The sequence below is a fragment of the Streptomyces sp. NPDC037126 genome (assembly GCF_055605965.1).
In genome coordinates, this window is sequence record NZ_JBVJTD010000001.1 from 326,008 (window position 1) to 340,345 (window position 14,338).

Genomic DNA, 14,338 nt, shown 5'->3' on the forward strand with positions numbered 1-14,338 from the left:
GGCCGCCCCGGCGACCTCGCCGGGGCGGCCGTACCGTCGTGCGGCCGGGCTCAGTTCACGTTGACCGCGCTCCAGGCCGCGGCCACCGTGTTGTACTCCGTGCTGCCCGCGCCGTAGAGGTCCTTGGCCGCGTTCAGGGTCGCGGTGCGGGCGCCCGCGTAGTTCGTCGAGGACGTCATGTAGACCGTCAGCGCCCGGTACCAGATCTTCCCGACCTTGTCCCGGCCGATGCCGGTGACCGTGGAGCCGTTGTACGTCGGCGAGTTGTAGCTGACGCCGTTGACGGTCTTCGGCCCGCTGCCCTCCGCCAGCAGATAGGCGAAGTGGTTGGCGACTCCCGAGGAGTAGTGGACGTCGAGATTGCCGACGGACGAGCTCCAGTAGTCCGCGGAGCTGCCGTCCTTGGACGGCTGGTCCATGTAGCGCAGGGCGGTCTTGCCGAAGCCGGGCTTCACGATCTTCTCGCCGATGAGGTAGTCACCGGGGTCCGAGGGGCTGTTGGCGTACCACTCGACCATCGTGCCGAGGATGTCGGAGGTGGCCTCGTTCAGCCCGCCGGACTCGCCCGAGTAGGTCAGCGCGGCCGTCTTGGACGTCACGCCGTGCGTCATCTCGTGCCCGGCCACGTCCAGCGCCACCAGCGGCCCGAAGGTCGTGCCGTCGCCGTCGCCGTACGTCATGCAGAAGCAGCTGTCGTCCCAGAAGGCGTTGTTGTAGTTGCTGCCGTAGTGGACGCGGTTGTACGACCCCTTGCCGTCGCCCCCGATTCCGTTGCGGCCCTGGACGTTCTTGTAGTAGTCCCAGGTCTCGTTGGTTCCGTACTGGGCGTCGACGGCGGCCGAGGAGCGGTCGGAGTTGCTGCCGGTGCCCCAGTGGTTGTCGGCGTCCGTGAACAGGGTGGCGGGTGCCCGGCTGAAGCAGATGCCGAGGAAGCACAGGTCGGTCTTGTTGGCGGCGTCACCGGTGTAGGTGTTGCCCCGCGTCGGGTCCTTGAGCTGGTACGACGAGCCGGACTGGGTCGTCTCCAGCGGCACCGTCCCGCTGTAGAGCGACTGGCCGTCACCGGCGGCCGTCTCGATGCTGTCCCAGGCGTCGATCTGGGTGCCGGTGCGGGCGTCGGTCAGCACGGTGCGGGCGACCGGGTTGCCGAGCGAGTCCAGGGCGACGGCGTTGGTGCGCCAGGCCAGCCTGGGGGCGCCGTGCAGCGCGTCGACGATCAGCTGCGGCTTGGCCTTGACCTGCTGCAGCCGGTCGCCGAGGTTGGCCGCGCGCAGCGCGTTCACCGCGAGGTCGGCGGCCTTCGGGGCGAGCACCCTCGGGGCGATCGAGGTCAGGGATATCGCGCCCCGGGTGGCCCGGTCGGCGCTGCGGTAGCCGCCGTTCGGGGCGAGGTGGACGACGAAGTCGCCGCCCAGCACCGGGAGTCCGTGGTAGGTGCGGTCGTAGCGGACGTGCTGGGTGCCGTCCTTGTCCACGATCACGTCACGGACGCTGGTGTCCTGCGCGGAGGTGAGGCCCAGGCTCGCCGCGTGGGCCAGGAGCGCCGACGCCGCGTGCTCGATCGCGGTGGCACGGGTGGGTCTGGTGGCGGCGTGGGCGGCGGGGGAGAGGGTGACGGCCAGCAGGGTCGCGGTGGTGACGGCGACACCGGCGGTGGCGAGACGACGGGATCCTCGGACGTGCTGCCGTATCCGGCTCATCTGTCTCCTCGGGGAGGCGCCAGGCTAGGCGTGGGGAAGGCGCTGGATGTCCCTGAGATTTAAGAGGCCATGACATGTCATGTCCATAGCTCGTTCATGGAGATGTGTGAGGGGGCGGAGGGGGACCAGAATCGTTTCCGTGATCGCCACGGAACCCCGGGACCCGCTGCCCTTCTTCGTCTACGGCACCCTGCGCCCCGGCGAGCCGAACCACGAACTGTTCCTGCGCGGACGCACCCTCGCCGAGGAACCCGGACGCCTCCCGGACGCCGTGCTCTACGACGGCCCCGGCTACCCCTACGCCGTCGAGCAGCCGGGCGGCGAGGTGCGCGGAGAAGTGGTGACCGCCCGCCCCGACGCCTACGGCGAACTCCTCGCCGCCCTCGACCGGTTGGAGGAGTACGCGCCGGGAGACCCGCACAACCTCTACGAACGCGTCGCCCGCCCCGTCCTGCGGGCCGACGGCGGCACCGTCCGCGCCTGGGTCTATCTGGCCGCCCCAGGCGTCGCCGCCCGGCTGCGCGCCACCGGCACCCGCATCGGGGACGGCGACTGGCTCTCCCGCCGCTGACTCAGCCCAGCAGCGTCAGCCCCTCGGGCACGGCGATGCCGCCGCGCCTCCCCGTCCCCGCCTCGGCCCAGGGATGGGAACCCGGCCTACACCCGCGGATCGAGGACCTCCACCCGCACCGCGCACGACTTGAACTCCGGCATGCGGGAGACGGGGTCGAGGGCCGGGTTGGTGAGGGTGTTGGCGCGGCCCTCGCCCGGCCAGTGGAAGGGCATGAAGACGGTGTCGGGGCGGATGGCGGTGGTGATGCGGGCGGGCGCCACCGCGCGGCCGCGGCGCGAGATCACCGCGAGCGGATCGCCCTCGGCCGCGCCGAGCCGGGCCGCGAGGCGCGGGTGCAGCTCGACGAAGGGTCCCGGCGCGGCCGCGTTCAGCTCCGCCACCCGCCGGGTCTGCGCGCCCGACTGGTACTGCGCCACCACCCGGCCGGTGGTCAGCAGCAGCGGATACTCGCCGTCCGGCTCCTCCGCCGTCCCCCGGTGCCCCACCGCGACGAACCGTCCCCGCCCGTCCCCCGTCGCGAACCGCTCCAGAAAAAGCCGCGGCGTGCCGGGATGCCCACCACCCCGGGAGGCCCCCTCCGGCCCGGCCGCCGCACGTGGAGCACCGGCCGCGGTTCCCTCCGCGGTTGCCGGCGACGTGGCCCCTGCCGCTCCTCCCGGCCCGGTCGCCATGCGTGTGGCCCCTGTCGTGGCCTCGTCCGCCGGCGCCGGCGCCGTGGCCCCTGCCGCTCCTCCCGGCCCGGCCGTCACTCCCGCCCCCGTGGTGCCGGCCGTCGCCCGCGGTGGGTCCGCCGGTGCCTCGGCCGTCCCCGGCGCCCCGTCCGTGTCTCCCGGGCACGGCCAGAACAGGCCGTTCTCGGAGTCGAGCCGGGCGTACGTGATGCCGGAGTAGTCGGCCGGGCCGCCCGCGCTGGCCCGGCGGAGTTCCTCGAAGACCTGCTCGGGGTCGGTGGGGAAGCCCTTCTCCCAGCCGAGGCGGGCGGCGAGTTCGTGGAGGACGTACAGGTCGCTGCGGACGCCGGGCGGGGGCGCGAGCGCGCGGCGGCGGAGCAGGACCCGGCCCTCCAGGCTGGTCGTCGTGCCCGTCTCCTCCGCCCACTGGGTGACCGGCAGCACGACGTCCGCCAGCTCGGCCGTCTCGGACAGGACCACGTCGGCGACCGCCAGGAAGTCCAGCGAGCGCAGCCGCTCCTCGACGTGGGCCGCGCGCGGCGCCGACACCACCGGGTTGGAGCCCATCAGCAGCAGCGCCCGGACGTCCGTGCCGAGCGCGTCGAGGAGTTCGTAGGCGCTGCGCCCGGGGCCGGGCAGCGCGTCCGGGTCCACGCCCCACACCCCCGCCACGTGCCGCCGCGCCGCCGGATCGTCCAGCTTGCGGTACCCCGGCAACTGGTCGGCCTTCTGGCCGTGTTCGCGCCCGCCCTGCCCGTTGCCCTGCCCGGTCAGGCAGCCGTACCCGGACAGCGGGCGCCCCGCCCGGCCGGTCGCCAGGCACAGGTTGATCCACGCGCCCACCGTGTCCGTGCCCTTGGACTGCTGCTCGGGGCCGCGCGCGGTGAGCACCATCGCCGCCTCGGGCTCGCAGAACAGCCGTACCGCCTCCCGCAGCAGCGGCACGGACACCCCCGTGATCCGCTCCACGTACTCCGGCCAGTGCGCCATCGCCACGGCCCGCGCCTCCTCCCAGCCGCTGGTGCGCCCGGCGATGTACGCCTCGTCGGTCCGGCCCTCCGCCACCACCAGGTGCAACAGGCCGAGCGCCAGGGCGAGATCGGTGCCGGGACGCGGGGCGAGGTGCAGGTCGGCCTGCTCGGCCGTCCGCGTCCGGCGCGGGTCGACGACGACCAGCGTGCCGCCGTTCTCCCGCAGTTCCGTGAGGAACCGCAGCGCGGGCGGCATCGTCTCGGCGAGATTGGAGCCGACCAGGATCACGCACCCGGTCCGCGGGATGTCCTCCAGCGGGAACGGCAGCCCCCGGTCGAGCCCGAACGCCTTGGTCCCCGCCGCGGCGGCCGACGACATGCAGAAGCGGCCGTTGTAGTCGATCTGCGAGGTGCCGAGCGCCACCCGCGCGAACTTGCCCAGCGCGTACGCCTTCTCGTTCGTCAGGCCGCCCCCGCCGAACACCCCGAGCGCGTCCGGACCGTACCGCTCCCGCGTCGCCCCGAGCCGCCCGGCGATCCGGTCCAGCGCCTCCGCCCAGCCCGCCTCGACCAGCCGGCCGCCGGACCGCACCAGCGGCGAGGTCAGCCGCACCGCGGGCGACAGCACCTCGGCGGCGGTGCGGCCCTTGCCGCACAGCGCGCCCCGGTTGACCGGGAAGTCCGCCCGCCCGGTCACCTCGGCGCCGCCCTGCGGCAGCGGCGTGACGTTCATCCCGCACTGCAGGGCGCAGTACGGGCAGTGGGTGGGCGTCGAGGTGCTGTCCATGGGGCCCAGCGTGCCGCGGACGTGTTACGTCCCCGGCCGCCACCGGTTACGCGCCCGGCACGGCGGCCTCCCCGCGCGCCACCGGACGCCGTGAGGGCGCCGTGCCGGCGCCGGTCACCGCCCGGCGGCCAGCGCCCGCGCGACCCCGGTCTCCTTCGGCCCCAGGAACTGCGGGTCCGGCCGGAACACCATGTCCAGCACCGCCTTGCCCGCCGCGAACACCTCCCGCGTGCCGCCGTAGTACCAGGTCACGTCGTGCTTGTCGGCCACTCCGACGCCGTACGAGTCCACGCCCGCCGCCTGGCACAGCGCCACCGCCCGCCGGATGTGGAAGCCCTGGCTGACCAGCACGGCCCGGTCCACACCGAAGATCTTCCGGGCCCGCACACAGGAGTCCCAGGTGTCGAACCCGGCGTAGTCGCGGACGATCCGCCCGCCCGGCACCCCGTGCCTCGTCAGGTACGCGCGCATGGCGTCGGGCTCGTCGTAGTCCTTGCGGCTGTTGTCGCCGGTGACCAGGACGGCACGGATCCGCCCCGACCGGTACAGCCGCGCCGCCGCGTCCAGCCGGTGCGCGAGGTAGGGCGACGGCTTCCCGTCGAACAGCCCGGCCCCGAACACGACCGCGACCGGTGCGTGCGGCGCGTCCGCCGTGGTGCGCAGCCGGTCCGCCGTGGACACGTACAGCCAGGTGGCCGGCAGCAGCGCCAGCACGCAGACGGCCATCACGCCCTGCACCAGCCGCCGCTGCCCGGCGCGGGTGCGCGGCCAACGCGGTCGACGGATCCTCATGCGGCCCCCCAAGCGATCGCTTCCGTCCCTGGAGGACGCAGGCGGCGGCGATCCGGTTCGCCTCACATCGTGCATCCGTACGACGTGAAGCGGCGGAAAACCCCTGTGACGGCCCGGCAACGACGCCGCAACCTCGCACCGCCAGGATCGCTCCATGACGGCGTCGCATCCACCCGGCCCAGAGTCCCGCCCCCACCTCGACAGCACGGCGCACCTCATGAACAGCATCGGCACCCAGCTCGCCGGCCGGCTCCGGCTCCTCCCGCCGCCCGGCCGCCGCCCGGCCCCGCCCGCCCTGGTCCTCGTCGCCCACGGCAGCCGGGACCCGCGCGCGCTCGTCACCGTGCGGGCCCTCGCCGAGCGGGTCCGCGAGCTGCGTCCCGCCCTGCCCGTCCACCTGGGTCACATCGAGCTGAACGAGCCGCTGCTCCCGGACACCCTGTCCGCGCTCGGCGACGCCCCCGCCGTGCTCGTACCGCTGCTCCTGGGCCGCGGCCACCACGTCAAGCGGGACATCCCCGAGGCGGCGGCCGCGGCGCCCCGGGCGCGCGTGGCCGCCGCGCTCGGCCCGCATCCGCTGCTCGCGGAGACCCTGTACGACCGCCTGGTCGAGGCCGGCTGGCCCGCGGCCCCGGACCCCGCCGTCCGCCGCGCCGGCGCCGTCGTGCTGGCCGCCGCGGGGTCCCGCGACCCCGACTCCGCCGCCGACACCCGCCGCGCGGCCCGCCTGCTCGCCGAGCGCCTGGGCGTGCCGGTCGTCCCCGCGTACGCGTCGGCGGCCGCCCCGGACGTCCCCACGGTGCTGCGCGCCCTGGCGGCCCGCGGCCGGCACCGGGTGGCGATCGCCTCGTACTTCACCGCGCCGGGCCGGTTCGCCACGCAGTGCGCGCACCGGGCGCCGTGGATCGCCGCGGCCCCGCTGGGCGCCCACCCGGCGATGGCCCGCCTGGTCCTGCACCGCTACGACCAGGCACGCGCCACGACCGGGACGGAGCGGGCCTCGGCCTAGGGCCTGTCTGACAACGCGCGTCGTCGCCCGAAGCGCGGCAGACGGGAATGGTCAGACGGGGCCTGGCGGCGCACGGGCGCGGGAGGAGCGGGGGAGAGGACCCGGGAGACCCACGCGACCGGCGCGCCCGGCGGACGGCACGGCGCCCCCACCCGTCCTTTGTCACCGCCGACGCTTACTGTCGAATCATGGAAGGCACCGCAGGCACCCAGAGCGAGACCCTCACCGGCTACGACCCGTCGTCGGCGGCCCGTTGGGCCCCCGAACCGGACAAACGACCGGGCCGGACCGCCTTCCAGCGCGACCGCGCCCGCATCCTGCACTCGGCCGCCCTGCGCCGCCTCGCCGGCAAGACCCAGGTCGTCACGCCGGGCCAGCGCAGCGCCCGCGCCTGGGACGCCAGCCCCAGAACCCGGCTCACCCACTCCCTGGAGTGCGCCCAGGTCGGCCGCGAGCTGGGCGCGGCCCTCGGCTGCGACCCCGACCTGGTCGAGGCGGCCTGCCTCTCCCACGACCTCGGCCACCCGCCCTTCGGCCACAACGGCGAACACGCGCTGAACGAGTTCGCGGACGACTGCGGCGGCTTCGAGGGCAACGCCCAGTCCCTGCGGCTCCTCACCCGGATCGAGCCCAAGCGGTTCACGGCCGAGGGCTCCGTCGGCCTCAACCTCACCCGCGCCACCCTCGACGCCGCCACCAAGTACCCCTGGCCGCGCGGCGCCCACCCCAGCGACCCGGCCTCCCCGAAGTTCGGCGTGTACGAGGACGACCGCCCGGTGTTCGACTGGGTCCGCGAGGCCGCCCCCGGCACCCGCACCTGCTTCGAGGCACAGGTCATGGACTGGTCGGACGACGTGGCCTACTCGGTGCACGACGTCGAGGACGGCCTGCACGCCGGCCACGTCGACCCCAACTGCCTGCACGCCGAGCCCGAGCGGCAGGCGGTGTTCGAGGTGGCCGTCGGCCGGTACGTGCCCGCGGACACCGACCCGGCGGAGCTCGCCGCCGCCCTCGACCGCCTCCAGGACGAGGAGTGGTGGCCACACGGCTACGACGGCACGGCCGTCGCGCAGGCCCGGCTGAAGGACGCCACCAGCCAGCTCATCGGCCGGTTCTGCCTGGCCGCCGAGGGCGCGACCCGCGCCGCGTACGGCAACGGCCGGCTCACCCGCTACGGCGCCGCACTCGTCGTACCCCGGGCGACCCGGATGGAGTGCGCGGTGCTCAAGGCGGTCGCCGACCGGTACGTGATGCAGCGGGCCGAGCAGGAGCGGCTGCGCGCCGACCAGCGGGTGATCGTGGCGGAACTGGCGGAGGCGCTCACCGCCCGCGCGCCGGACGGTCTGGACCCGCAGTTTCGGGCACTGTTCGACGGGGCAGACGACGACCACACGCGCAAGCGGGTGATCGTCGACCAGATCGCCTCCCTCACCGACGCCTCCGCGCTCTCCCTGCACGCGAGACTGACGGGGCATATGTGAGGGGAAAGTGACCCCGGGTGGCCTGATCGGGTCACTCCCTCTTCCCGCAGCACGCCGCGTGCGGGACGCTCGCATGTGGCGGCACCCTTACGAGGAGGCATCAAGTGGTCGACGCGGATCAGACATTCGTCATCGTCGGAGGCGGCCTCGCCGGAGCGAAAGCGGCCGAGACGCTCCGCGCGGAGGGCTTCACCGGGCGGGTGATACTGATCTGCGACGAACGCGACCATCCCTACGAGCGCCCGCCCCTGTCCAAGGGCTACCTGCTCGGCAAGGAGGAGCGGGACAGCGTCTTCGTGCACGAGCCCGCGTGGTACGCGCAGAACGACATCGAGCTGCACCTCGGCCAGACCGTCGACCGCATCGACCGCACGGCGAAGACGGTCCGCTTCGGTGACGACGGCACCCTCGTCCGCTACGACAAGCTGCTGCTCGTCACCGGCGCCGAACCCCGCCGCCTCGACATCCCCGGCACCGACCTGGCCGGCGTCCACCACCTGCGCCGCCTCGCGCACGCCGAGCGGCTCAGGAACGTGCTGACCTCGCTCGGCCGGGACAACGGGCACATCGTGATCGCGGGCGCCGGCTGGATCGGCCTGGAGGTCGCGGCGGCCGCCCGCGAGTACGGCGCCGAGGTGACGGTGATCGAGCCGGCGCCCACCCCGCTGCACGGAGTCCTCGGCCCCGAGCTGGGCAACGTCTTCGCGCAGCTGCACCGCGAGCACGGCGTCCGCTTCCACTTCGGGCGGCGGCTCACCGAGATCGTCGGCCAGGACGGCATGGTCCTCGCGGCCCGCACCGACGACGGCGAGGAGCACCCGGCGCACGACGTCCTCGCGGCGATCGGCGCGGCGCCGCGCACCGGCCTGGCCGAGGCGGCGGGGCTGGAGCTGGCCGACCGGGCGCACGGCGGGGGCATCGTGGTGGACGAGCGGCTGCGCACCTCCGACCCGGACATCTACGCGGCCGGTGACGTGGCCTCCTTCCCGCTCTCCCTGTTCGACAGCCGGCTGCGGGTGGAGCACTGGGCGAACGCGCTCAACGGCGGCCCGGTGGCCGCCCGCGCCATGCTGGGCCAGGACGTCGTCTACGACCGCGTGCCCTACTTCTTCACCGACCAGTACGACCTGGGCATGGAGTACAGCGGCTGGGCGCCGCCGGGGTCGTACGACGAGGTGGTGATCAGGGGCGACGCCGGCAAGCGGGAGTTCATCGCGTTCTGGGTGCGGGAGGGACGCGTGCTCGCCGGGATGAACGTGAACGTGTGGGATGTCACAGAGCCCATCCAGCGGCTCATCCGTTCCCGGGCCCAGGTGAACGTCGAGGCGCTCTCCGACCCGCACGTACCGCTGGACAGTCTCATCTCCTGACGTCCGCGGACGCCGGAACTGTCACAGCGCCCCCGTAGAATTCATCCGTGGCAGGACGGATCAACGACGAGGACGTGAAGGCGGTACGGGACGCGGTCCCGATCGACGCCGTGGTCTCCGAGTACCTCCAGCTGCGCAACGCGGGCGGCGGCAACCTCAAGGGCCTGTGCCCGTTCCACGACGAGAAGTCGCCGTCCTTCCAGGTCAGCCCGAGCAAGGGACTCTTCCACTGCTTCGGCTGCCAGGAGGGCGGCGACACCATCACCTTCGTGATGAAGGTGGACCACCTCTCCTTCTCGGAGGCGGTCGAGCGGCTCGCCGCCCAGGCCGGCATCACCCTGCGCTACGAGGAGGGCGGGTACAACCCGGCCCACCAGCGCGGCGAGCGCATCCGCCTGGTCGAGGCGCACAAGATCGCCGCCCAGTGGTACGCCGAGCAGCTCGCCACCGGCCCCGAGGCCGAGACCGGCCGGGTCTTCCTCGCCGAGCGCGGCTTCGACCAGGCCGCCGCCGTCCACTTCGGCGTCGGCTACAGCCCTCAGGGCTGGGACCACCTCACCCGCTATCTGCGCGGCAAGGGCTTCACCGACAAGGAACTGCTCCTGTCCGGCCTCTCCCAGGAGGGCCGCCGGGGCCCCATCGACCGCTTCCGGGGCCGCCTGATGTGGCCCATCCGGGACATCGGCGGCGAGGTCGTCGGCTTCGGCGCCCGCAAGCTGTACGAGGCGGACAACGGCCCGAAGTACCTGAACACCCCCGACACGGCGATCTACAAGAAGAGCCAGGTGCTGTACGGCATCGACCTGGCGAAGAAGGACATCGCCAAGGTCAGCCGGGCGGTCGTCGTCGAGGGCTACACCGACGTCATGGCCTGCCACCTGGCCGGGGTGACCACGGCCATCGCGACCTGCGGCACGGCCTTCGGCGGCGAGCACATCAAGATCCTGCGCCGGCTGCTGATGGACAACGGCTCGGCCCGGGTGATCTTCACCTTCGACGGCGACGCGGCCGGTCAGAAGGCGGCCCTGCGCGCCTTCGAGGACGACCAGAAGTTCGCCGCGGAGACCTACATCGCGATCGCGCCCGACGGCATGGACCCCTGCGAGCTGCGCCTGGCCAAGGGCGACGAGGCCGTCGCCGACCTGGTCGAACCGCGCACCCCGCTGTTCGAGTTCGCGCTCCGCCAGATCGTCCTCCGCTACGACCTGGACACCCCGGCCGGCCGCGCCGCCGCCCTGGACGAGGCCGCCCCGATCGTCGCCCGCATCAAGAACAGCGGCGCGCAGCACGAGGTCGCCGTCGAGCTGGCCGGCATGCTCGGCATCCTCGACACCCAGTTCGTGGTCCGGCGGGTGGCCCAGCTGGCCCGCTGGGCCCGGGACCGCGGCGGCAAGGGCCCGCAGCAGGGCCCCGGCCCTGCCCGCCCGGCGGACCAGCAGTGGGCCGCGGCCCCGCGCCCCGGAACCTCGGGCCCGGCGCTGACCCTGCGCAATCCCGTCCACGCCGCCGAACGCGAACTGCTCAAGCTCGCCCTGCAGCGGCCCGAGCTGGTCTCCCCGGCCTTCGACGCCTACGGCGTGGACGAGTTCACCGCCCCGCCGTACGCGGCCGTGCGCCGGGCGATCGCCGAGGCGGGCGGCGCCGAGTACGGCCTGCCCGACCCGCAGGAGTACCTGGTCCGCGTCCGCGAGGCCGCACCCGACGACACCGTCCGCGCGATGGTCACCGAGCTGGCCGTCGAGCCGATCCTGCGCCGTACGGTGGACGAGACCTACGCGGGCACGGTCCTGGTGCAGATCCGCCGCCGTGCGGTGGAGCGCCGCATCCGCGACATCCAGTCCCAGATGACCCGGCTGTCCTCCGGCGGCGACCCGGCCCAGCTGGCCGCCGTGCAGAACGAGCTGTGGGTCCTCCAGCAGTACGACCAGACGCTGCGCGTACGGGGCGCGGAGGCGCTCTAGCCGGCAGCGGGCGGGAAGCCCGGTGTCACCGCCCGCACCAGCCGGTCCGTGAACTCCCGCTCGCGGCCGGCGAACCGGGGGTACTCGGTGACGAAGTGGTCCCACTCGACGTACTCGATCCCCGCCACCAGGTCCTCCAGCAGGACGCGCTCCCGGTTCGGGTCGGGCCATTCGCCCGACAGCCGGAACACCTCCTGCAGCAGCCCGTGGGGGAGCGGCTGCCGCTCGGCGAGCAGCACGGCGTCGTAGAGGTCCTTGCCCTGGGCGTGCACGTCGTTGACCAGCCACATGAGCTTCCAGGCCAGCGAGAGCGCGGGCGTCGCGCCGGACAGCACCGCCCCGCCGGGCAGCTCCACCGGCTCGGGCGCCTCGGGCAGCCGCTCGTTGAAGACGAAGTCGAGCTGCACCTGCCCGCCGGGCAGCCCGGGCGCCGACCAGGGCAGCACCATGCGCCGGCCGGGCACCCGGTCGTAGGTCCAGATGTCCTCCACGACCGCGTCCCGCGCCGAGAAGCGGATCGGGCCGCCGGCTTCCCCGGCCGCCCGCGCGATCCCTTCGAGCATCCGGCCGGTCCGCTCCTCCTCGATCCCCCAGTCGGCCGGTACGACGACGAAGTCCAGGTCGCCGGGCTCGCGGGCGGCCTCCCCGAACCACATCGACATCAGCACGCTGCCCCGCAGCACCAGCGCCCCGGCCCACTCCGAGCCGGCGATCGCCGCCGGCACCGTGAACAGGGCGTCGCGCCGGGCCCGGTGCCAGGCCGCACCGCGCTCCGGGTCGGCGAAGACGGGGTCGGTGGCCCGATAGGCGTTGCGGTACTGCTTGAGGGCCGGCTCGAACACCGGCCGCTGCGTGACGTCGTCGCCGGGCACCCGGTCCAGGGTGCGCGGCAGATCGTGCGCCCGCCGGGTCGCCTCGTCCAGCGGCCCGTCGGGGAACCGCCCGGCGCGCCACAGGGTCCCCCAGGTCTCGCTCATGCGGACACCTCCCGCTCGTCCAGCCATCCGTCGTCCACCGACTCGTCGCTGTCGTGGAGCACGAACTCCCGTTCCGCGGACAGCACTTCGATCCCCGTCAGGTCCCCCAGCAGCCGGGTCAGCGCCCGCCCGGCGGCCGCGCCCGCCACCCCTCGGCAGCGCTGCGTCACGAACCGCTCGTGCCGCCCGCCGCCGCGCACCCGCCGCGCGTTCCACGACAGATGGGCGCCGTGCGGCACGACCCGGGCGGCCAGCGCGCCGAGATCGGCGTCCGCGTCCAGCAGCAGCTTCACGTGGTGTTCGAAGTACTGCCCGCCGCCGCAGGGCCCCTCCGGCACCTCCGGCGCCCACGGCACCGACTCGGTCTTCACCCGCACCGGTTCGAAGCCGTCCGCCCGCAGCGCCGCCACGGTCCCGGCCGCCCGCACCGACTGCTCGGCCCAGGAGGCCGAGCCGGCGAGCGTCAGCATCGGCTGGTCCCGCATCCGGCCCCGGGCCAGCACGATGTGCGTGAGCTTCACGCCGGCCGTACCGGCCCAGTCGCGCAGCCGTTCGGCCTCATCCTGACCGGCACAGCGGACGGTGACATGGGTTTCGTACAGAAGTCCGGACACCGAGGGATCCTCCCAGATCAGCGCGGGGTCCGGCCCCTGGTTTTCCGGTCCCCGTCACCAGCGGGTCACGGACCGGACGCAAAAAGTCACCGCACGCCCCTCGTGGCGGGGATGTGTCTTACTCCACACTGTTGGCGGTGCCCGAGTCCTCGGAGCGCAGGCCGTCGACTCTCCGCTCCCGAAGTACCGCTGCCGCACACCTTCAGCAGCGATCATCCTGGAGGTCGCCCCCGTGCAGACCCAGACCCTCACCCAGTCCGACAGCAGCACCAGCGCCAGCCCGGAGGAGCCGGACGCGGAGACGGACGTACTCGTGGCCGTGCCCCCGCAGAGCCGTGGCCCCCTGCACCCGGAGACGGCGGACGCGACGTCCGCCGAGCCGGCGGAACCGTCCGCCGAGGCCCTCGCGGCGCAGTCCGAGGAGACCGCCGAGCCCGCCGAGAGCGAGGAGCCGGCCGAGCGCGCCGAGGCACGGGCGGCCGCCCGGGCCGACACCGGCGGCCCCTCGGCCGACCTGTTCCGCCAGTACCTGCGCGAGATCGGCCGCATCCCGCTGCTCACCGCAGCCGAGGAGGTCGAACTCGCCCGCCGGGTCGAGGCCGGCCTGTTCGCCGAGGAGAAGCTGGGCAACACCCCCGACCTGGACAGCCGGTTGGCCCATGACCTGGACCGGCTGGTCGTCATGGGCCGGATGGCCAAGCGCCGGCTGATCGAGGCCAACCTGCGGCTCGTGGTGTCGGTCGCCAAACGGTACGTCGGCCGCGGCCTGACCATGCTCGACCTCGTCCAGGAGGGCAACCTCGGGCTCATCCGGGCCGTGGAGAAGTTCGACTACGCCCGCGGCTACAAGTTCTCCACCTACGCCACCTGGTGGATCCGCCAGGCCATGTCCCGCGCCCTCGCCGACCAGGCGCGCACCATCCGGGTCCCGGTGCACGTCGTGGAGCTGATCAACCGCGTGGTCCGGGTGCAGCGCCGCATGCTCCAGGAGCGCGGGTACGAGCCCACCCCGGACGAGGTCGCGGCCCATCTCGAACTGCCGCCCGAGCGGGTCGGCGAGGTGCTGCGCCTCGCCCAGGAACCGGTGTCGCTGCACGCGCCCGTCGGCGAGGAGGACGACGTGGCCCTCGGCGACCTCATCGAGGACGGCGACGCGGCGAGCCCCGTGGAGTCCGCCGCGTTCCTGCTGCTCAGGCAGCACCTGGAGGCGGTCCTGTCCACGCTCGGCGAGCGCGAGCGCAAGGTGGTGCAGCTCCGCTACGGCCTGGCCGACGGCCGCCCCCGCACCCTGGAGGAGATCGGCCGCATCTTCGGCGTGACCCGCGAGCGGATACGGCAGATCGAGTCCAAGACCCTCAACAAGCTCAGGGACCACGCCTTCGCGGACCAGCTGAGGGGCTACCTGGACTGAGCGGGGGCCGCCGGTGCGGC

At 73.9% G+C, this 14,338-nt stretch carries 10 protein-coding genes and 1 pseudogene; 6 read left to right on the forward strand and 5 right to left on the reverse strand.

All coding sequences use genetic code 11. The features are described from left to right. Positions 1-50: 50 nt before the first annotated feature. On the reverse strand, positions 51-1,700 hold the full coding sequence (locus ACZ7FF_RS01440) for a M4 family metallopeptidase (protein ID WP_470808520.1): 1,650 nt from the start codon (positions 1,698-1,700) through the stop codon (positions 51-53). A gap of 139 nt (positions 1,701-1,839) precedes the next feature. On the opposite strand from ACZ7FF_RS01440, the gene ACZ7FF_RS01445 reads away from it, so the two are divergent. Further along, positions 1,840-2,271: a gamma-glutamylcyclotransferase family protein gene (locus tag ACZ7FF_RS01445; RefSeq protein ID WP_470808521.1), complete on the forward strand. Its 432-nt coding sequence runs from the start codon at positions 1,840-1,842 to the stop codon at positions 2,269-2,271. 86 nt (positions 2,272-2,357) lie between these two features. On the opposite strand, the gene ACZ7FF_RS01450 is transcribed toward ACZ7FF_RS01445, so the two are convergent. Both ACZ7FF_RS01450 and ACZ7FF_RS01455 read right to left on the reverse strand, forming a co-directional pair. Next, complete coding sequence (locus tag ACZ7FF_RS01450; protein ID WP_470808523.1) at positions 2,358-4,703, reverse strand: molybdopterin oxidoreductase family protein; 2,346 nt, start codon at positions 4,701-4,703, stop codon at positions 2,358-2,360. Positions 4,704-4,817: 114 nt separating this feature from the next. Then, positions 4,818-5,495: a SanA/YdcF family protein gene (locus ACZ7FF_RS01455; RefSeq protein WP_470808524.1), complete on the reverse strand. Its 678-nt coding sequence runs from the start codon at positions 5,493-5,495 to the stop codon at positions 4,818-4,820. 154 nt (positions 5,496-5,649) lie between these two features. On the opposite strand from ACZ7FF_RS01455, the gene ACZ7FF_RS01460 reads away from it, so the two are divergent. The 4 genes from ACZ7FF_RS01460 (at position 5,650) to dnaG (ending at position 11,316) form a co-directional block, all read left to right on the forward strand. Next, positions 5,650-6,504 carry a sirohydrochlorin chelatase gene (locus ACZ7FF_RS01460; RefSeq protein ID WP_470808525.1) on the forward strand — a complete coding sequence of 285 codons (855 nt, stop codon included), beginning with the start codon at positions 5,650-5,652 and terminating at the stop codon, positions 6,502-6,504. A 188-nt stretch (positions 6,505-6,692) separates the two neighbouring features. Continuing rightward, entirely contained in the window at positions 6,693-7,985 is a 1,293-nt protein-coding gene (locus ACZ7FF_RS01465) for a deoxyguanosinetriphosphate triphosphohydrolase (protein ID WP_470808526.1), read from the forward strand. 104 nt (positions 7,986-8,089) lie between these two features. Beyond that, a complete protein-coding gene (locus ACZ7FF_RS01470; protein ID WP_470808527.1) occupies positions 8,090-9,355 on the forward strand; it encodes an NAD(P)/FAD-dependent oxidoreductase in 1,266 nt (421 codons plus the stop codon). 47 nt (positions 9,356-9,402) lie between these two features. Then, a complete protein-coding gene (dnaG, locus tag ACZ7FF_RS01475; RefSeq protein WP_470808529.1) occupies positions 9,403-11,316 on the forward strand; it encodes a DNA primase in 1,914 nt (637 codons plus the stop codon). Here the strand turns inward: dnaG and ACZ7FF_RS01480 are convergent. After that, entirely contained in the window at positions 11,313-12,293 is a 981-nt protein-coding gene (locus tag ACZ7FF_RS01480) for a nucleotidyl transferase AbiEii/AbiGii toxin family protein (protein WP_470808530.1), read from the reverse strand. The two genes, dnaG and ACZ7FF_RS01480, sit on opposite strands and share 4 nt — an antisense overlap. Continuing rightward, positions 12,290-12,907, reverse strand: a complete 618-nt coding sequence (locus tag ACZ7FF_RS01485) for a hypothetical protein (RefSeq protein WP_470808532.1) — start codon at positions 12,905-12,907, stop codon at positions 12,290-12,292. Before ACZ7FF_RS01485 ends, ACZ7FF_RS01480 begins: the two co-directional genes overlap by 4 nt. A gap of 111 nt (positions 12,908-13,018) precedes the next feature. Between ACZ7FF_RS01485 and ACZ7FF_RS01490 the strand changes: the two are divergent. Next, a pseudogene (locus ACZ7FF_RS01490) lies at positions 13,019-14,318 on the forward strand (RNA polymerase sigma factor). Positions 14,319-14,338: the final 20 nt, after the last annotated feature.

Coding starts and splice junctions, on each gene's coding strand:
- ACZ7FF_RS01460 (WP_470808525.1), top strand. CDS start 5,650: ATGACGGCGTCGCATCCACCCGGCCCAGAGTCCCGCCCCCACCTCGAC.
- ACZ7FF_RS01450 (WP_470808523.1), bottom strand. CDS start 4,703: ATGGACAGCACCTCGACGCCCACCCACTGCCCGTACTGCGCCCTGCAG.
- ACZ7FF_RS01440 (WP_470808520.1), bottom strand. CDS start 1,700: ATGAGCCGGATACGGCAGCACGTCCGAGGATCCCGTCGTCTCGCCACC.
- ACZ7FF_RS01480 (WP_470808530.1), bottom strand. CDS start 12,293: ATGAGCGAGACCTGGGGGACCCTGTGGCGCGCCGGGCGGTTCCCCGAC.
- ACZ7FF_RS01455 (WP_470808524.1), bottom strand. CDS start 5,495: ATGAGGATCCGTCGACCGCGTTGGCCGCGCACCCGCGCCGGGCAGCGG.
- ACZ7FF_RS01465 (WP_470808526.1), top strand. CDS start 6,693: ATGGAAGGCACCGCAGGCACCCAGAGCGAGACCCTCACCGGCTACGAC.